The sequence below is a fragment of the Mucilaginibacter sp. genome (assembly GCF_039935595.1).
Classification (GTDB): Bacteria; Bacteroidota; Bacteroidia; order Sphingobacteriales; family Sphingobacteriaceae; genus Mucilaginibacter.
Genome location: NZ_JBDTJZ010000195.1, coordinates 1 through 19,245, shown reverse-complemented (window position 1 = coordinate 19,245; position 19,245 = coordinate 1). Strand labels below are relative to the sequence as shown.

Here is a 19,245-nt window from a genome sequence, read left to right as displayed (position 1 = left end):
AAATTAAAAGGAGCAAGCAGACCAACGACCACTAATAAAATAATCGTATAGAGCCAGGGATTCTTACTTTCGGTAAGTATAGATGTACCGACAGCCAGTGTTACGAGTTCGGCAACTACAAAAGCATAGCTCACATACATGGCGCCATAGAAATACCCCGGCTCCCGTTCGTACTTCATGCCACAATGCGGGCAGTTGGTGTGCATTTTTTGCCCGCCCAGGCTATACATCGGAGTTATGTAAATATCGCCAACCCGGCATTTAGGGCATTTAGCGTGAACAATAGCGGGCCACATGGCCAAAACTTTTTCTTTCTTTTTTTCCATTTTTTGGATGATTATGTTTTAAGTATTAAAACAAAGGTCCCTGCAATCAGCTTCCGCAACGGTTACAAATGTCACATTCAATCTTTCACGCCAATGGCCTTCAGGATCAATTCCAGCGGACAAAACCTGGTAAACGCAGATTGCAGTAAGTTAACACCTACAAATACACCCAGCCAAAGCCAGTTGATATTTACCGTATAAGCCAGCGTTACACTGGCTAACACCATGATGCCGGCAACGGCACGTACTATTCTTTCTTTCATTATCGTCTTTTAAAATTGTTAAACAGACTTTTCCACGGGCATCACAAATGCCCTGACCGGGAAATTTTCTTTAAGGTTTTCGTTATAAGCTTTAATCAGCGACATGCCGTGTTCAGCATTTGCTGCTGGGGTAAAGGTGAATATCATCATCGAATCAACCTCTTCACCACCGCTGGCAAACCAATCCTCTAAAAGGTTTGAGGGCGCGCCATTCCGGTGCCCTACGATTTCACTCGTGCTGAACACATCAATATTTGCTTGTTTAAATATCCGGGAAACATCCCCCAGGTATTCTTTTAGACAGGTTACTACCAATAGTTTCATGACTTGGATTTTTTAGGGTTAAGTTTTGTTTTGCGCATCATTTTGAAGTAGAGCAAAGGCACTACAATCAGCGTAAGGAAGGTGGAGGTAATAGTACCGCCCATGAGGGAGATTGCCAAACCCTGGAATATTGGATCGAACAAAATAATAATGGCTCCTAAGGCTACCGCGCCTGCTGTTAATAGTATAGGTGTAGTTCTAACAGCCCCGGCTTCAATAATGGCTTGTTTTAACGGTATACCCTCATCGAGCCTGATATTAATAAAATCAATGAGTAATATGGAGTTGCGGACCATCACCCCGGCCAGGGCAATAAACCCAATCATGGAGGTTGCTGTAAAATAGGCGTGCAGCATCCAGTGGCCTAAAACGATACCTATCAGAGATAATGGTATGGCGGCCAACATCACCAACGGAACGGTAAAATTCTGAAACCAGCCCACTATCAGGATATAGATCATGATGATCACAACTGCAAAAGCGATACCCAGGTCGCGGAATACTTCGAAGGTGATTTGCCATTCGCCATCCCATTTCAGGCTGTAATTATCTTCCAGTTCCGGCTGATGAGTATATTCTTCTTTCAGCGAAAACCCTTTGGGTACTTTTACGGTATTCAGGTGATCTGAAACATCAGAGATAGCATATGATGGGCTTTCCAGATTACCGGCCATGTCGCCGAGCACGTATACCACTTCCTTTTGGTTTTTGCGGTAAATGCTTTTCGGCTTGATCTGCCTGGTTACTGTAACCAAGTCCTTTACTGGTACCGCGTTCCCCTGCATCCCAATCACTTTCAAATTCAGCACATCATCTACGCTGGCCTTATCGGCATCGCTCAATTGCAGCTTGATAGCGGTTTGGTTATAAGCAGCGGGCTGGGCAATATTGCCAACCGGCATACCAGAAAGTCCGGCATTAACGGTTGCGGCTATCTGTGCTGTGGCGATACCATAACGCATGGCCTTTTCTTTATTTACTTCAATATGATATTCCGGCTGATCATCTTCAACCATCCAGTCTACATCCACTACGTTTGATGTTTTGTTTAGCAGGTCTTTTACCTGCCGGGCAACTTTAATCTGTTCATTATAATTGGGCCCGTAAATTTCAGCTACCAGGGTTGAGAGGACGGGCGGGCCAGGTGGCACTTCCACGATCTTCACGTTGGCATTATATTTTTTGGCTATTTCCTGTATTGGGCCACGCATTTCTTTGGCGATGCCGTGACTTTGAATGCTCCGGTCTTTTTTATCTACCAGGTTGACCTGTATATCGGCTACGTTGTTACCACGACGTAAGTCGTAATGACGCACCAGCCCGTTGAAACTAATCGGTGCCGAAGTGCCGATATAAGTTTCATAATTCCGAACGAGCGCTTGCCCGGACACATAGGAACCAATATCTTTAGCTACGGCTTGCGTCTTTTCCAGTGTGGTACCTTCCGGCATATCGATCACTACCTGGAACTCATTCTTGTTATCAAATGGCAGCATTTTAACGGCAACTGCTTTGGTGTAAAACATCGACAATGATGCGAACAGGATGACAACAATACTTAGTATAAACGTCCAGCGTTTCCAGCGGCTTTCCAGTAAAGGCTGAATAAATGCACGGTATATTTTATAGATCCGTGTTTCTTCTAATAATTTTGGTTTACTTTCTTCGTGCGCGATACCATGATTTTCTTTCTCACGCAAAAAGATATAACCGAGGTATGGCGTTAAGGTAAGCGCAACAATCAGCGATAATATCATAGCGATAGAAGCGCCAATTGGCATCGGGCTCATATATGGGCCCATCATGCCGGATACAAAGGCCATCGGCAAAACTGCAGCAATTACGGTAAACGTTGCCAATATAGTAGGGTTGCCCACCTCGTTAATTGCATAGATAGCAGCCTGTAATGGCGGCAGCTTTTTCATCTTAAAATGCCGGTGCATATTCTCGGCAATGATGATAGAATCATCAACCACAATACCCGTAATAAACACCAACGCGAACAGCGTAATGCGGTTAAGCGTATAATGCATAAAGTAATAGGCAAACAATGTAAGTGCGAAAGTTACCGGTACCGAAAGAAATACGACCAGCCCGCCGCGCCAGCCCATAGCCAGCATAACAAACACCGTTACCACCACAATGGCAATAAAAAGGTGGAACAACAGTTCACCCACTTTATCCGACGCGCTTTCTCCATAATTACGGGTAACGGTCAAATGCACATCATTAGGCAATAAACTTGCTTTTAAATGATCCACTTTACCCAGTATCTGTTCAGACAGTTTCATCGCGTCCGCGCCTTTCTTTTTGGCTATCGAAAGGGTGATAGCCGGGTAATTTGATTTAAAGGCCCGGACGTTTTTAGTATCCGCTTTTCCATAACCAAAAAGCACATATTGATTCGGCGTTTCAGCGCCTTCGTCTACCTTGGCTATCTGTTTCAGATAAACTGGCAGTTGCTGGTTAATGCCTACCACTAAATTACCGACATCATCTGAAGAGGTTAGGAAGTTCCCCGTCTCTACGGAGAATGCGGTATCCTTTTGGAGCAGTGTACCGCCGGGCAATTGCATGTTACTGCCTTGTATTTGTTTACTGAGTGATAAAAAGTCCACCTTGTTTTCGGCCATCTTGTTTTTATCCAGCAATACCTTTACCTCGCGGTTGCGGCCACCTATAATGTTGACATCTGATACATCATTGATCTTTTTGATTTCGTTAGCCAGTTCCTGACCCATTTGTTTCAACTGGTAGTCGTCATATTTATCGCTCCAAAGCGTTAAACCCAATACCGGTACGTCATCAATAGCCCTGGTTTTGATTAATGGCAACGTAACACCCTGCGGCATTTTGTCCATGTTCTTCATCAGTTCGCTGTATAGTTTCACTAATGAACGTTCTACATCTTCGCCCACATTAAACTGTACAATTACCACCGCCTGCCCCTGCATCGAGGTCGAATACACATATTCCACCCCCTTAATATTAGAGATCATTTTTTCGATAGGTGCCGATACTTTGGTCTCTACGTCTTTTGGTGATGCACCCGGGTAGCCGATAAAAATGTCGGCCATAGGTACCTGTATCTGTGGTTCTTCCTCGCGCGGAATTAAAAATGTACTGTAACCACCAATCAGTAAAAAGGCAATCATCAACAGTATCGTTAATTTCGACTGTATAAATGCCTTTGCTATATTTCCTGCAAATCCTTCTTTCATGTCAATTATTTTATTTTAACAGCTATGCCGTTATATAGTCTACCTTCTGCGCTAACAATAAATTGTTCATTCGCGGCCAGCCCGCTTAATACTTCTACCTGGTTGCCTTGTATTCTGCCCAGTCTTACCCAGCGCAGCAAGGCGGTATGGTTACTGCCGATGGTGTAGAGGCCCGTCAGTTGGTCTTTATATTCAATAGCTGATACCGGAACCATGACCTGATTATTGGCATTAACCAATTGTGCCGTTTGCTTCACCGGGATCACAGCATTAGCATACATACCTCCAAACAAACCTTGTTTTTCGTCGTCCGGGATATTTACTTTGATCATGTACTGACCGCCGCTGTTCTCGGAAGATTGGTTGATCTGCGCTATTTTGCCATTAATAACTTTATGGATCGCGTCGATATTTATGGTTACCGGTGCACCTTCCTTAATCAAACTGATCTCGCTTTCAGGCACCGATGCGCTTACCTGGTAGCTGCCGCTTTGCTCAATAGTCAATAGCGGCATTCCCGGATTTGCCATACTGCCGGCGTCCATCATTTTCTGGGTAACCGTACCGGCAAAAGGAGCTGTTAGATTTGTATATCTCAGCATTGCGGTTACTTCATTGCGCTGTTGCCTGGCAGCTTCCAGGCCTGATTTGGCCGATTGGTATTGCAGCGTAATATTATCCAGTTCTTTGGCTGTGGCACTCTGTTGTTTATATAATGCGGTAAAACGGTCATAGTCTTTTTGCGCGTTTTTAAAACCGACTTCCGCTTGCGAAATCATGGCATCCGCCTGCGCTCTTTTTGCCAGGATATCATCATTGCTTATCGTTGCCAATAGTTGGCCCTTGTTTACCCGGTCACCCACTTTGACATTGATTCTGGTGATATAACCCATTACCCGGGTGCTGATGTTAGCCATTTGACTGGCTTCCACCTGTCCGCTTACGATTAAACCCTGTTTGGCATCTGTCAAAGGCTGGCTTACCGTAACCAGTACCGCAGTATCTGCGCCGGTTTGTGTATCTTTTTTTTCATTGGACGAACAGGCACTAAGCATCAGTAAACCGATAGCGGTAAATAGTTGTAAAGCCCTGTTTTTGTGGATATATTGTTTCATTTTCTGATCTATTTATTTGGTGGTTGTTGCGGTTAATAGTTGAATAAAAGCCTCGGTTAAATTGGCAGTAAACTGTGCCTGTGCAAGTGAAAATTTTAATTGGGATAACTGGGTATCGGCGGTAAGTACATCGGTGGTATTCACCAAACCTTGTTGATAGCGGTTTTGCAGGATACGCAAAGTTTCGGCAGCCTGGTCTATAGCCTCCCGGTCCCTAATCATTTCAAATCTGGCATCAGAAAGGTCACGGTACGCTTTATCCAGTTCCAGCTGACTTTGGTCTTTTTGCTGTGCTAACTGCATGGCCAGTTTATCCTGTTCCAGTTTTTGTGTAGCAATAACGTGCCTGGTTTTATTACCGTTAAATATGTTCCAGGATAATTGTACACCTACCATGTAAGCATTGGCACCAAAACCGGTTAAATGACTATCATTATATTGATAATTGCCAAAGGCATTTAGTTTGGGCAGGTAACTCATCCGGCTGGATTTGATCATCAGACCGGATGCTTCTATTGCCTTTTGCATAGCCATAAAATCAGAACGGTTAGCATAAACTTTTTGAGTAGTATCTACGCTTATTAAAGTAGTTTGTTGTTCATCACTGATCCTGTAAATTGTTCCGACGGGCTGCCCCATCAACAGGCTAAGGTAGTCTGATGCGTTGCGGATGCTGCTATTTGCTTTAGCCAGGTTGCTTTGAACTGAAGTAACATGTACCTGCGCATTAAGTAAGTCTGACTTTTGGATCAGCCCCTGTTTAAAATGGTTATCAGTAAAGGTATAAACTGCCTTAGCAGTCTGGTCCGCATCTGTCAAAACCTTTACCGCATCGTAGGCCAGTTGTAATTGCAGGTATGCCTTTTTTACCTCGAATGTCATATACTCTTGTGTACGTTGCATTTTATACTGGTAAACTTCCGTTTGCTTTTCTGCTCCCTTACGCATATACAGCATATCAGCGTTAATTAATGGTTGCTTTACCTCCAGTTGGGCCATATAATCCGGTGTGGCCGAAGGGTGGTTTAGCAGGGTGGGATTAAAATCATTTTGGGTGATTGTACCCTGCTGTAGTTTAAAGCCAAAGGCATTGAGCGGGTTGTTGGTGCTCATAGCTGTGTAAGACAAATCGGCTTGCGGCAAAAAAATAGCGTCTGTTTGCCGGTAATTGGCAACGGCAATATTTCCGTCCAGTTTGGCTAACTGGATGTTCTTATTATTGGCTAAAACTGCTGATATGGCATCGTTAAGACTTAAACTTTTAATGGTTTCCTGTGCATGTGCTGTTGAAAGCTTGACAATGCTTACGATTACGGATAATACGAGTAATCTAAAAAAATGCTTTTTGCTATTCATTTACTTTTTATTTGAAACAAAAGTAGTTTCAGCAAAAAAGTTAAACGGTAACATTTGTTACGTACGCCTGCTTATTACGAATGTTTTTTTTACAGCTTAGCAGAAAATGGTGACTTAGCTTTTTAAAATTTCGATATATATACACAGGTTTCCATTTAGCTATTTGATGCAGAAAAACAAAATTGTACATGCAAAAATATGATCCCCGTGCGATCACAAAAAAGCCTTTCTAAGCCATTTGAAAGGCTTTTTTATTTTATCATATTCTTGACCGGCGATAATAAATAATCGATTATATTAATTATTATCAAAAAACTGCTGAATTTATTCTAATTGCAAAAAAGACAGGAGCTTATGTAAAAAAAGACGCAAGAATTATTTAATCTTGTTAAACCCTTTATGAAGAAGTTTTCCTGGCTATTACTTTTTATTGCATACGCATTTGGTTCATATGCCCAACAAAAAAAGGGTATAAGTAATGAAATGTGCTGGTGGTATGATAAACCTGCTACTAAGTATTGGGAAGGTTTGCCTATTGCAACCGGGCGTTTTGCAGCCATGATAGGAGGTAAAACAACGCAGGAAGACATTGTTTTTAATGATGAAACATTATGGTCAGGGGGGCCTTATGATCCCAACAATTTGAATGGTCCGCAAATTTTAACCAACGTGAGGAAACTCATCATGGAAAAAAAATATGTTGATGCTAACGACGAAGCTATGAAACTGAACAGTGCTCCTGTAAATGTTCAGCACTATCAGCCTATGGGTATCCTTAACATTAATTTTTTAGGGCATAGCGAAAATGTGGTTACCAATTACAAAAGAAAACTAAGTATGGATAGTGCGCTGGTAACTATAACTTATAAAGTAAATGGCGTCAATTTTAAACGTGAGATCTTTGCAAGTTATCCAGACCAGGTTATAGTTATGCGTATTACAGCAGATAAGCCTGCAAGTATTAGTATTAAAGCAGGGCTAAGCAGTTTACAGCCATCAGCTCAAACCTATATAGCCAAAGGCGACCTGCTAATGCTTGGTACCAATACGCAATTGGCTACCGGTAGTTATGCTGCTAGTCCAGTTAAAGCAGCGCTAAGATGGTCGGCCCGGTTAAAACCGGTGGTTGATGGGGGCACTGTATCATACAGCAAAAATGACGGTAAAACCGGCGATATACTAAAAATTGAAAAAGCCAACTCGGTAACTTTGTTGTTAGCAGGTGCTACCAGTTGGAAAATCTGGAACGATGTTTCAGGAGACGAAAAAGCAATATGCGACGGTTATATCAATAAAGCAGCAGCTTACAATTACAAAACATTAAAACAACGGCATTTAAATGATTATATGCCATTGTTTGAAAGTTGCAAATTGAATTTGGGTGGTCAGGCCGCCCAAACGTTTACTACTACCGAACGTATGGAGAAATTAAGGGCCGGTGCGGATGACCCCTTATATATAGCCCAGTATTTTCAGTATGGAAGATATTTGATGTTAGCCGGCGCCCGCGAAGGCACACTGGCTTTTAACAATCATAATATATGGTTAAATAATATGGAAGGGCGCTGGCAGGGACGCTGGACACTGAATATTAATTTACAAGAGTGTTACTGGCCCGTAGAAAGTACAAACCTTGCCCGACTCAACGAGTCGCTGTTGTTATTTACAGAACAATTGGCCCAAGCGGGAGCACGTACTGCAAAGGAGCTATACAATTGTGGCGGTTGGGTGGCTCATCATGGTACCGATGTATGGTTTAACACAGCGCCTACCGATCGTAATCACGAGGCTTCTGTGTGGCCTATGGGCGGTGCCTGGCTAATGCAGCAGTTATATGATCATTACGAGTATAATCCCGATAAAAAATATCTTAAAAGGATATATCCTTTATTAAAAGGTTCGACCGAGTTTTTTTTAGATTATTTGATAACGGACCCTACTACGGGTTATCTGGTAACCTGCCCTTCAACCAGTCCGGAAAATACTTTTTTAACTGACGATGGCAAAACAGGCGCCATAACCATGGGGTCAACCATGGATAATGAAATATTACGAAATCTGTTTAAACATTTCATCACCGCGTCAAAAATATTAGGTGAAGATGAAGCATTGCGCAGTAAATCGTTAAACGCGTATAACAAGTTACCTCCATTTAAAATAGGAAAATACGGGCAACTACAGGAGTGGATGGACGATGTTAAAGAGAGTGACGTTGGTCACAGGCACATATCACATTTATTTGCAGCGTATCCCGATGATGCTATAACTATACGTAAAACTCCCGACCTGGCTCAAGCGGTACGGGTTGTTTTACAACGCAGGGGCGATATTAATATGGGCTGGTCGGGCGCATGGAAAATTAATCAGCATGCAAGGTTGGAGGAACCGGAGGCCGCTTATAAAATTTTAATACCCATGCTAACGGATGTAAGCATTCATCCCCGGCCCGAGGACAGCCGGATAACACCATCATTTGAGGGAAACCAAGGTATACAAGGCATTACCGCCGGGATTGCGGAAATGCTTATGCAGAGCCATTCAGGCGAAATTTCATTATTGCCCGCACTTCCATCAAAATGGTCAAAAGGTTCAGTCACCGGTTTAAAAGGGCGTGGCAATTATACAATTGATATCCGCTGGAGCGAACAACATTTAGTTAATGCAACGTTGGTTTCGGGTACAACACAAACATGCCGCCTCAGAACCCGGCAGCCGGTAAAAATATTACTCGAAGGTAAAATGATACGAGCCAAGCAAACTGAAAAAAACCTTTACGTTTTTAAAGTAGCTGCAGGTAAAAAATATAAAATAAATGCTACCGTGTAATAAGGTAGTATTACAAACGTGTTGGTAGCTTTATATGTAAAATTATAGTATTTGGTATCTATAATTTTACATATAAAGCTGTAGGCCGCAACTTTATAAGTTTTTTAAATTATATATTTGGTTAGTGCTGATGATAAACTCATTAAGTACCTGCCAATAAAACCTTTTAACTAAATATATTCATCCCAATCAGCGTCCGTTAAACTGTATTTAGCGGGTGTAATGTTATACTAATGCATATACCAATAGTAATATGAGACTAATCTTATTTAAAAAAATTTACCGCTCAGGTAAAGTAGTTATTGTGCTTTCGCTTATTGCCGGTTTCGCTTTTATTGCCGCGAAAAATCCAGACGACGGAGTCAAAAAAAGTGGTAATCTCACCGCAAAAAGCATCGTTCCGCCCCCGCATACGGAGTGGAAGGACTATGGAGGCGGGCCCGACCACTCCAAGTTTATGAACTTTACCCAGATAAATAAAAAAAATGTCACTGATTTGCAGCCTGCTTTTGTGTACTCAACCGCAAGTGACAGGACAAACTCATATAAGTTTAACCCCATTATAGTTGATGGTATAATGTATGTGCTCGCCAAAAACAATTCGTTGGTAGCTATAAACGCAACAACAGGTCAGGAAATTTGGATACATGCCAACCTGCGTGGTATTGTACAACGAGGTATTAATTTTTGGCAAAGCCCTGATAAAAAGCAGAAACGCTTTATTATAACTATTGGCAATTATCTGCAAGCCATAGATGCCAATACGGGTAAATCTATTTTAACGTTTGGCAACAATGGGTCTGTTGATTTAAAACAAGGACTTGGCCGTGCGCCCGAACTTATAGCCAAAGCCGCATCAACCTCGGCGGGTCATATTTTTAAGAACCTTATCTTATTGGGATCGGCACCGGGCGAGAACCTTTTTTCGGGTCCCGGCGATGTGCGCGCATTTGATGTAATAACAGGTAAACAAAAATGGGTGTTCCACACTATTCCGCTACCCGGCGAGTATGGCTATAAAACCTGGCCCAAAGATGCCTGGAAATATGTGGGTGCTGCTAACACCTGGGGAGAAATGTCTGTAGACGAAAAGCGGGGTATTGCTTATTTCCCGTTAGGGTCGCCAACTTATGATTATGATGGTGCTGACCGTGCAGGTAACGGTTTATATGGTAACTGTTTATTGGCCCTTGATGCCCGCACCGGTAAAAGGCTATGGCATTTTCAAACGGTACACCATGATCTATGGGATTATGACCTAACAGCCGCGCCGCAGCTTATCACCATAAAGCATAACGGTAAAAATGTTGACGCAGTGGCCGAGGCATCAAAAAATGGTTATATGTATGTGTTTGACCGTGTTACCGGCAAACCTATATGGCCTATTAAAGAAACGCCTTTTCCTAAAAGCCAAATGCCTAACGAGTGGACATCGCCAACACAACCTATACCAACTGTAGTACCACCATTTAACAGGCATTATATTACTGAAAAGGATGTTAACCCTTATTTACCCGATTCTATCAGGCAAAAATATATAGCCCGCATAAAAGCTGCAAAAACAGGTATGTACCAGCCATTATCTGATAAATATGAGGTACTGGCTTCACCGGGTTCAGTTGGTGGGGCTAACCAGGGTAATACAGCTGCCAATCCGGATAAAGGTTTGGTTTATGTAATGTACCAGGAAATGACCTGTTTTTACCTGTTGGTAAACAGGAACGATAGACCACAACGTGGAGGACCGGGAGGTGCGGCAGCCGCGCGCGGACAGGCCGCTTATGTACAATATTGCCAGTCATGTCATGGCGCTGATCATAATGGCGTAGCCGGGGCGGGCGTATCATTAGCAGATATTGGCAGTCGTATTACGCCGGATCTGTTTAAAACGTATATATCGCAAGGTAAGGGCCGCATGCCGGCACAGCCGCATATTGATGATGCCGCGCTAACCTCTATATATAACTACCTTAATCCGGGTATCCGCACTGGTGGTCGTATGATGGCTTCAACAAGTAATGCTATGCCTGATGGCCCGGTAGTTGAATCTGGTCCGGCACCTATAAAAAATGGCAGTATAAATGATTTTAGTCCGGGCTTACTTGAATATCCGGCAGATTACAAGGGACCAAAAGTAACTTATATTGAGCGGACCAATTGGGGCACCGCTATATCAGACCTGTTGGCGCCACCATTTGCAGGTATTGCCGCTTACGACCTTAACAAGGGTACTATAAAATGGAAGATCCCGCTGGGCGAGTACTCAAAATCAGATGTAAAGGGTTTAGGTACACCTAATGGTACGCAAAACAAAGGCATGGTTGTTACAGCCTCAGGACTCATATTTGCAACCTGTGCAGATGGCAAAGTGCGCGGTATTGATGCAGATAATGGTAAAGTGTTATGGACGTATGACCTGGGCCGCAGCAACCCGTCAGGTATACCGGCTATGTACGAGTCGGGCGGTCGTCAATACCTGGTAGTGTGTTCAACCGGTGCGATTTTAGATAGGACCAAGAAAGAGGAGGATGTGCCTAAAGGATATATTGTATTTGCATTGCCGAAGTTAAAATAACATACATCATAAATTAATATTATGACCATTTTAAAGAGAAATTCGAGGTTTTTAAAGGCAGTTTTTGCCTTAATGTTATTGGGTTCATTTTCTAATCATATCATTGCGCAAAATGTACCCACAAAGGTTATCTATTTTTTGGCCGGCCCTAAAGACCACGCCGGTCCGGAAGGTTCGGGCCGCCATGAAACACGGCGCGATCTGTTAGTACTACAACACTGTATTGATAGCATAAGCAATGTTAAAGGCGTAAAAATTGTTACCAAATTTTTATATAGCCGGACTGCGCTTGATATTGCCGACCTGAAAGGTGTTGATGCCGTAATTATTGAATGTAGTGCCGAAGGGAGTTCAAAAGATAGAACAAACCCATTATTTCCTCCGAGCGGAGATAATAATAGAACTTACGATAAAGCAACACTGGCTTACCTGGCACAGGTAGATAGCCTGCACAAAGCAGGTATGGGTATTATGATACTGCATTGGGGCATAACCACCACCAACCAGAAGGCCACCCAATACCATATGAATTGGTTTGGCGAGGTAAGTTTGTCCGGATATACACATAACCCGTTGGGTTATTGGTCGGTTACACCTATACAGGCTGCAAAAAGACATCCTATTTTACGCGGTGTTGGCCCGTGGAACTATAAGGACGAGATATTTTCAAGACTGGTTGTAAATCCGGCAGATCCATACCGTACCGACTTGCTTACCGGCGTTGCCGAAAAAAGCAACCAGGGGGCAGTAGCAGAGCCGCTTGGTATAGCATCGGCCTACGAAAAAAATGGCGCACGTGGCATACTTTGGGGAGGCATGGATTATCACTCGGCTTTATTAAATGAAAATTACCGCCGTTTTGTATTGAATGCTATTTTATGGACGGCGGGTATTGACGTGCCTAAAGATGGTGCCAAATCAACAGCTAAGCAATTGCAATTATCTGTTGCTAAGCCCGACGAATTTGACAGGTTAAAACCCGAGGGGTTTGTATTGAAATAATTTGTAATTCGCCAACTTTTGTCATCTCTCCCCGTTTTCTGTTTTTGAAATGAAAATAGCGGGTTTAATCACGAAAATATACTTTGCGCTTTTTTAATGGTTTTTTCCAGATCAATGCCTTTACCTAATACACCCTTAAACAAATCGCCTTCAGTTTTTAAACGGCCGGGCGAATTATGAATGGTAAAATGTTTCATGGTTAAGCCGGGCTTAACCTCGTCCCAATGCAGGGGCATAGAAACGGTTGCGCCAACTTTTGGTCTTAACGAGTATGGTCCCGCTATGGTGGCGCCGGGACGGTTCTGTAAAAAATCTAGGTACATTTTACCGTTGCGATTGGCTACCATGCGCTCCAGGCTTGTATAATCGGGTATTTGCTTGTGTACAATATTTACAATGATACGGGCAAACATTTGCGACTGATCATAAGTATATTTTGCCTCGAGCGGGATATAAATATGCATACCAGTGGAGCCCGATGTTTTACAATAACCGGGTACATCAATAGCATCCAATACCTTTTTTACTTCAAGCGCGGCTTCTATCACTTGGTCAAAGGTGTTTTTATCAGGGTCGAGGTCAATAACACAATAATCAGGGTTATCCGGCGATTGTACGCGGCTGAACCAGGGGTTCATTTCAATACAACCCAGGGATGCCATCCATAATAAAACCGCTTCGTCTGATCCTATCAGGTATTCCTTATGCTCGCCCTCGCTGGTGGTGTAGGGGAAGGTTTTGGTTATCCAATCAGGTGCTTTTCCTTTAACATCCTTTTGGTAAAAGCTTGGGCCATGTATGCCATTAGGGAAACGGTTTAGCGACATGGGCCTGTCCTTCAAATATGGCAATATATATTCGGCAATGCGGTAATAGTAATTAAACATGTCCCGCTTGGTTATACCATCTTCCGGCCAGTAAACTTTGCTCAGGTGAGTAAATTTAAGGTCGTGCCCGCAAATTTTGCGTACCTGTGTTTCGTCTTTTGGGTTAAGCAGGGTTTTTCGGCCGCTATCTTTTGGCGGGGCTAAAGCTTTGGCGTGATCGTTAACGGGTTTTTCTTTATCGGTGTCTTCTACTAGTTCATCCTTCGCTTTTGCTATTTCCAATAAAACATCTTTTGCTTTTTTATCTGTGCGCATCCCTTTAAATGATGCCTGGCGGAATACGCCATCGCCGGTTATCTCGGCAAAAGCAACCTCGCCAACCAGCTCGGGTTTTAGCCAGGTAGGTTTGGCGCCCATACGTTTGGGTCTGAAACGCGAGGGCTTGTCTACATCGGGTTCTACATCAAAAGGGCTTTTATTAGTAATTAACGGCTTAAACTGTGCCATCATTTCCTTTTGCATTTTTTCGTTAAAGCCGGTACCTACTTTGCCCACGTAGCGCAACTCTCCATTATCGTAAACACCCATTGTTAAGGCGCTAAAGGGTTTGCTGGTACCCTCGTTACGCGTAAAGCCGGTTATCACAATTTCCTGGCGTTTTTGTACCTTGATTTTTAACCACTCGTGAGAGCGGAGGTCAGAGGTATAAGCGCTGCTTGCTTTTTTGGCGATAATGCCCTCCAATCCCATTTTTTCAGCAGCCTGAAAAAACTCAATACCGTTGCCTTTAAAAACCTTGCTTTGCCGTATGCTGTCGTCATCGGCAGGCAGTACGTCTATTAATATGGTAAGCCTGTCTTTTAAGGGTAACCCTGTTAAATCCTTACCCTCATACCAAAGTATATCAAAAACATAGTAAACCAGAGTACCATCGGCCTCACTACGCCAGTTTTGCAGGGCGCCAAAGTCTGATATGCCCTTATCATTCAATACCAGTATCTCGCCATCTAATACAGCATTTATGTTCCACTTTTTTAAATGATCAATAATGGGGTAAAACTTATTAAAGGGCAGGTTATTGCGCGATATCAGCTGCACATCGCCTTTGTTAATAAAACCTACGGCACGGTATCCGTCCCATTTAACTTCGTATAACCATTCGGGGTCGTCAAAAGGCTCGTCAACCAGTGTGGCTTTCATGGGTTTTATATTTTTGAGTATGGCGGATTTTGGCGCCGATTTTATAAGCGCCTTAGCATCGGGCCCATCTGTAGCCACCACCGATACATCGGTGTCTTCAGCCACCACTTCGTCAACTGGCTTCGCCGGGCTTTTTTTTTTACTTTTTGCTTTGGGTTTTTCTATAGCTTCTTCATGACCGTGCTGCCATACTTTATCACTTGTTTTTTCCATTTGTTCAATGGTTTTGCCCGATAAAACAGATGCATCCAGTTTAGTAATATCTTTTTTTGACGCGTAATCGTCATCGTGCTTTATCATCAGCCAGGCATTATCGCCCATGCCATGTGTTTTTACTAGTGCAAACTCGCCGTGCAGTTTTTCGCCGTGCAATTTTATTTTTACTGACCCTGATTTTAGCTGTTCAAGCAAATGTTTTTCTTGTGCTTTTTTACCTTTTATTTCTTCAATGGGTTCGTAGGTGCCCTCGTCCCATACTATAACGGTACCGCCACCGTATTCGCCCTGAGGTATTATGCCCTCAAAGTTGCGGTAATCAAAGGGATGGTCCTCCACCATCATAGCCAGGCGCTTGGTTTTCGGATCGGTTGACGGGCCCTTGGGTACGGCCCAGCTTTTAAGTACACCATCCATCTCCAGCCTGAAATCGTAATGCAAACGCGACGCATCATGTTTTTGTATCACAAACATCAGTTTGTTCTTGTCCTTGCTTATGCCTGCCTTGGGTTCGGCGGTTTTGGTGAAATCGCGTTTTTTTACATATTCTTTCAGGCTCATAGTTACTCCTTCTCCTTTAAATATTTTTTCACATCAAGCGATGAGGTACCCACCAGCTTAACTATTTCAAGTAGTTCGGTTGATGAGACACCCAGCTTAATTGACCAGTATTCAATTTCATATTTATTACTGATATTGATATGGTATTTGTCTGGTATACCGCCAGATTTTTTATTATCCATCAGTTTGTTTTATTAAATAGTGGTTAATTACCTGTTTAACAGCTCATAAGTCCAAATAGTTTATAAAAAGAGGATTTTATTATTAAACCCTGTACAACCTGCTGTTGTTATATTGTTAAATAATTGGGGCAAAAAAAAGAGTTCAAATTTTTTTGAACTCTTTTAAAACATAGGTAGATGTTTGTAGCAGATGTATATTATGCAGCAAGTAATTGTTTGCTTTCGTTATTGTTTTTAGTGTTTTGAGTGGTTTTGAAATTTTGCAAGTCTCTTTTTAACAGTGCCCTTAATTCCATATCAAAGGCTTTTAGTAATACAATTGTTTTGGTTGACGTTTTCATAATGGCTGTTGTTAGTTGTTGCATGGTATAATATAAATATTGTGCCACTATATTTATGAGATAAATTGTACTCGTTGAGCCGCTATTTGTACACTTTAAGCCTCAACTACTGTTTAGCAAAAACTTCATTTACGTTTGTTAAGTACAATTTACTCGCCAGCCGATACGAAAACGGCGGGAAAAAGATGATCAGAAATATTTATCGAATGTTAGGCCATAGGTGATCAGCATGTTTTGGCTGCTGGTAATATTCATTTTATTGTAATTTAATGATGAGCTTAGTCTTATCCATTTACGCAGCTTTACAGAAACAGTAGTAGCTGATTGAATAATATAATCGTTGCTGTTATTAAGCGAGTTTTGTAAAACATTGTTGCCATCTACAATAACCAGGTCATTAATATCAAAGTGAAAATTGAGTTTGAATGAGTTGCGATAAGTACTATAATTCAAATAGCCGCCCAACAACAAGCTTTTATCATATAAAACACCATTGCTTAAGCTAATTAATGCGTTTTTATTGTCAACAATACGGTAGGCAACACCCAAACCACCTAAAAACTCATTATTTATTTTTAACGAATAGCTGGTATTATAATTTAACAACCCCCAGTAGTAAAAGCGATGGAAACTTTTATACAGGTTAAAATCTAATGCCGAAGAAAAATCGCGGTTAGTAAGTACACCGTTTTGGTTGCCGTAAACAAAGCTGTTGGTTGTATTAAGTACGATATCCTTTTTTTTAATACCGAAGTTAAACACATTATTTAACAGGTTTGATCGCCCATTGTTGGTTTTATTGATGGAGCCTGTAGATGTTATTGTAGAGTGGTAAAACGTGCTATCATTGAATTGCGCGGAGGCGGCGTTAGCACAAAAAAGTATAAATATAAAGGCTAATAATTGCTTCATGTGGCCAAAACTATATAATTTTTGTAAAAGCTCCTTGCTCGTTTCTCATTTTGTCCTCGTTTACATGTACAACCTACCCAGTAAAAAGGAGTTGAGATTAGCTGCAAATGCTGGTCATCTTTTGTCAACCAATTACTCAAAACTGTAATTACCACAAATAAACTGTATCTTTGCGGCATATACCCGTTAGCTTACGGTTTTGATTTATCCAGACGACTCTTCAGATCCGCTTATGCAATCGCGTTAGCACATATTAACAAGAAACATTATAATGTTATTTCAAGATTTAAACATAATTGAGCCTATACTCCGGGCTTTAAAAACGGAGGGTTACACCACGCCTACGCCCATACAGGAGCAGGCCATACCTACACTATTGCAACGTCGCGACCTTTTGGGTTGCGCGCAAACAGGTACCGGTAAAACAGCAGCCTTTGCTATACCTATTTTACAACTATTGTATAATGACAGGTTACAACATAAAGAGCAAAAAACCATTAAGGCCCTTATACTTACCCCCACACGCGAACTTGCCATACAAATTGACGAAAGCTTTGCCGCATACGGCAAATATACCGGTTTAAAACACCTGGTAATATTTGGCGGGGTGTCGCAACACGGTCAAACCGAGGCATTGCGCCGCGGGGTGGATATTTTGGTGGCTACACCGGGTCGTTTGTTGGATTTAATACAACAACGCTACATTAGCCTTGACCATATTAAATTTTTGGTACTTGATGAGGCCGACCGTATGCTTGACATGGGCTTTGTACACGATGTTAAAAAGATCATAGCCAAAGTACCTGCAAAAAGGCAAACGCTGTTCTTCTCGGCTACCATGCCTAAAGAGATACAGCAACTGGCCGACAGCATATTGAACAACCCCGAAAAGGTAGAAGTTACCCCGGTATCATCAACTGCCGATACCATACAGCAGGAGTTGTATTATGTAGAGAAGAACGACAAACGTTCATTACTGGCACATATATTAAAAGATAAAGAAATTAAAACCGCACTGGTATTTACCCGTACCAAACATGGCGCTGATAAAGTGGTGAAGGACCTGGTAAAAATTGGCATTACTGCCGAAGCAATACACGGTAATAAATCACAAAACGCACGTCAAAGAGCGTTAAAGAATTTTAAGGACCGTACCACCCGCGTATTAATAGCTACTGATATAGCCGCCCGAGGTATTGATATTGATGAGCTAACTCACGTTATTAACTACGAGATACCTAATATCCCTGAAACGTATGTACACCGTATTGGACGTACAGGTAGGGCAGGGGCAAGCGGTATAGCCTTAACTTTTTGCGATCAGGAAGAAATTGAGTTTTTAAAAGATATTCATAAACTGATAGCCAAAGAGATACCGGTTAACGAAGCACACCCTTACCCCATGAGCCCGCAAAGCATTGTTGCCAAACACGCCGAAGGCGCTTCAAAAAAAGGTAAAGGTGGCGGCGGTGGCCGTACAGGCGCGCCTAAACGTGGACGTGGCTTTGGCAGCGCAGACCGTAGAAACGGTAGCAACCGCCCCAAACCGGCCGGCGAGAATTTAAGTGGCGGCAGGCCAAGCGGCCGGCGGTAAGAACTAACAGTAGATACGCCCAGATATATCTGGGCGTATCTTTTTGTTTAAGTGTATTTTTTTGTTAATAAGTTAATAAGCAAATTTGCAATGCCGTTATCTTTTAAATAATTTTAGCTGAAATTTAAAAAAGGCAATGAGACGTTTGATAGACCTGTTTAAAAACAAATTTTTTATTATTACCGTAGCCTTTGTTGTTTGGATGATATTCTTTGATAAGAATGACCTGGTATCGCAATTTGAATATCACCAGCAGGTAAACAACTTAAAACAGGAACGCGACTTTTATAAAGCCCAAACCGACAAGGTAAACAATGATCTTGACGAGTTGACTTCCAATCCCCAAAAACTCGAAAAATTTGCCCGCGAAAAATACCTCATGAAAAAAGATAATGAGGACGTTT

At 42.2% G+C, this 19,245-nt stretch carries 15 protein-coding genes; 5 read left to right on the top strand and 10 right to left on the bottom strand.

What is annotated here, in order from left to right; all coding sequences use genetic code 11:
- From ABI367_RS13730 to ABI367_RS13705, 6 genes are all read right to left on the bottom strand, one after another.
- Window positions 1-326: DUF983 domain-containing protein (locus ABI367_RS13730; RefSeq protein ID WP_462226740.1), on the bottom strand; the 326-nt coding region annotated here is incomplete at its 3' end.
- Between the two features lie 77 nt (window positions 327-403).
- Window positions 404-589 (bottom strand): YgaP family membrane protein, encoded by a 186-nt coding sequence (locus ABI367_RS13725; protein WP_462226738.1) that lies wholly within the window; start codon window positions 587-589, stop codon window positions 404-406.
- Between the two features lie 18 nt (window positions 590-607).
- Complete coding sequence (locus ABI367_RS13720; RefSeq protein WP_462226736.1) at window positions 608-913, bottom strand: hypothetical protein; 306 nt, start codon at window positions 911-913, stop codon at window positions 608-610.
- The gene (locus ABI367_RS13715; RefSeq protein ID WP_462226734.1) at window positions 910-4,134 is read right to left on the bottom strand and encodes an efflux RND transporter permease subunit; all 3,225 of its coding nucleotides are present in this window, start codon (window positions 4,132-4,134) and stop codon (window positions 910-912) included. The genes ABI367_RS13720 and ABI367_RS13715 overlap by 4 nt, the downstream gene beginning before the upstream one ends.
- Before the next feature lie 5 nt (window positions 4,135-4,139).
- The gene (locus ABI367_RS13710) at window positions 4,140-5,249 is read right to left on the bottom strand and encodes an efflux RND transporter periplasmic adaptor subunit (RefSeq protein WP_462226733.1); all 1,110 of its coding nucleotides are present in this window, start codon (window positions 5,247-5,249) and stop codon (window positions 4,140-4,142) included.
- A 12-nt stretch (window positions 5,250-5,261) separates the two neighbouring features.
- Window positions 5,262-6,605 carry a TolC family protein gene (locus ABI367_RS13705; protein WP_462226731.1) on the bottom strand — a complete coding sequence of 448 codons (1,344 nt, stop codon included), beginning with the start codon at window positions 6,603-6,605 and terminating at the stop codon, window positions 5,262-5,264.
- Window positions 6,606-7,004: 399 nt separating this feature from the next.
- Here ABI367_RS13705 and ABI367_RS13700 point away from each other — a divergent pair, with 399 nt between their 5' ends.
- The 3 genes from ABI367_RS13700 to ABI367_RS13690 all read left to right on the top strand — a co-directional run bounded on the left by ABI367_RS13700 (window position 7,005) and on the right by ABI367_RS13690 (window position 13,008).
- Window positions 7,005-9,431, top strand: coding sequence for a glycoside hydrolase family 95 protein (locus ABI367_RS13700; RefSeq protein ID WP_462226729.1), 2,427 nt, complete (start codon window positions 7,005-7,007; stop codon window positions 9,429-9,431).
- Between the two features lie 253 nt (window positions 9,432-9,684).
- Entirely contained in the window at window positions 9,685-12,006 is a 2,322-nt protein-coding gene (locus ABI367_RS13695) for an outer membrane protein assembly factor BamB family protein (protein WP_462226727.1), read from the top strand.
- A 21-nt stretch (window positions 12,007-12,027) separates the two neighbouring features.
- A complete protein-coding gene (locus ABI367_RS13690) occupies window positions 12,028-13,008 on the top strand; it encodes a hypothetical protein (protein ID WP_462226725.1) in 981 nt (326 codons plus the stop codon).
- Window positions 13,009-13,076: 68 nt separating this feature from the next.
- Here the strand turns inward: ABI367_RS13690 and ligD are convergent, their stop codons facing one another.
- The 4 genes from ligD to ABI367_RS13670 form a co-directional block, all read right to left on the bottom strand.
- On the bottom strand, window positions 13,077-15,812 hold the full coding sequence (gene ligD / locus ABI367_RS13685; protein ID WP_462226723.1) for a DNA ligase D: 2,736 nt from the start codon (window positions 15,810-15,812) through the stop codon (window positions 13,077-13,079).
- A 2-nt stretch (window positions 15,813-15,814) separates the two neighbouring features.
- Complete coding sequence (locus tag ABI367_RS13680) at window positions 15,815-15,994, bottom strand: DUF3606 domain-containing protein (RefSeq protein ID WP_462226721.1); 180 nt, start codon at window positions 15,992-15,994, stop codon at window positions 15,815-15,817.
- 197 nt (window positions 15,995-16,191) lie between these two features.
- Complete coding sequence (locus ABI367_RS13675; protein WP_462226719.1) at window positions 16,192-16,359, bottom strand: hypothetical protein; 168 nt, start codon at window positions 16,357-16,359, stop codon at window positions 16,192-16,194.
- Window positions 16,360-16,524: 165 nt separating this feature from the next.
- A complete protein-coding gene (locus tag ABI367_RS13670) occupies window positions 16,525-17,247 on the bottom strand; it encodes a DUF481 domain-containing protein (RefSeq protein ID WP_462226717.1) in 723 nt (240 codons plus the stop codon).
- Between the two features lie 271 nt (window positions 17,248-17,518).
- On the opposite strand from ABI367_RS13670, the gene ABI367_RS13665 reads away from it, so the two are divergent.
- On the top strand, window positions 17,519-18,841 hold the full coding sequence (locus tag ABI367_RS13665; RefSeq protein WP_462226715.1) for a DEAD/DEAH box helicase: 1,323 nt from the start codon (window positions 17,519-17,521) through the stop codon (window positions 18,839-18,841).
- Between the two features lie 136 nt (window positions 18,842-18,977).
- Window positions 18,978-19,245: FtsB family cell division protein (locus ABI367_RS13660; RefSeq protein WP_462226713.1), on the top strand; the 268-nt coding region annotated here is incomplete at its 3' end.

What these genes read in the sequence shown, in the direction of transcription:
- ABI367_RS13700 (WP_462226729.1), top strand. Translation starts at nt 7,005, where the DNA reads ATGAAGAAGTTTTCCTGGCTATTACTTTTTATTGCATACGCATTTGGT.
- ABI367_RS13705 (WP_462226731.1), bottom strand. Translation starts at nt 6,605, where the DNA reads ATGAATAGCAAAAAGCATTTTTTTAGATTACTCGTATTATCCGTAATC.
- ABI367_RS13665 (WP_462226715.1), top strand. Translation starts at nt 17,519, where the DNA reads ATGTTATTTCAAGATTTAAACATAATTGAGCCTATACTCCGGGCTTTA.
- ABI367_RS13720 (WP_462226736.1), bottom strand. Translation starts at nt 913, where the DNA reads ATGAAACTATTGGTAGTAACCTGTCTAAAAGAATACCTGGGGGATGTT.
- ABI367_RS13695 (WP_462226727.1), top strand. Translation starts at nt 9,685, where the DNA reads ATGAGACTAATCTTATTTAAAAAAATTTACCGCTCAGGTAAAGTAGTT.
- ABI367_RS13680 (WP_462226721.1), bottom strand. Translation starts at nt 15,994, where the DNA reads ATGGATAATAAAAAATCTGGCGGTATACCAGACAAATACCATATCAAT.
- ABI367_RS13715 (WP_462226734.1), bottom strand. Translation starts at nt 4,134, where the DNA reads ATGAAAGAAGGATTTGCAGGAAATATAGCAAAGGCATTTATACAGTCG.
- ABI367_RS13670 (WP_462226717.1), bottom strand. Translation starts at nt 17,247, where the DNA reads ATGAAGCAATTATTAGCCTTTATATTTATACTTTTTTGTGCTAACGCC.
- ABI367_RS13690 (WP_462226725.1), top strand. Translation starts at nt 12,028, where the DNA reads ATGACCATTTTAAAGAGAAATTCGAGGTTTTTAAAGGCAGTTTTTGCC.
- ABI367_RS13725 (WP_462226738.1), bottom strand. Translation starts at nt 589, where the DNA reads ATGAAAGAAAGAATAGTACGTGCCGTTGCCGGCATCATGGTGTTAGCC.
- ABI367_RS13710 (WP_462226733.1), bottom strand. Translation starts at nt 5,249, where the DNA reads ATGAAACAATATATCCACAAAAACAGGGCTTTACAACTATTTACCGCT.
- ABI367_RS13675 (WP_462226719.1), bottom strand. Translation starts at nt 16,359, where the DNA reads ATGCAACAACTAACAACAGCCATTATGAAAACGTCAACCAAAACAATT.
- ligD (WP_462226723.1), bottom strand. Translation starts at nt 15,812, where the DNA reads ATGAGCCTGAAAGAATATGTAAAAAAACGCGATTTCACCAAAACCGCC.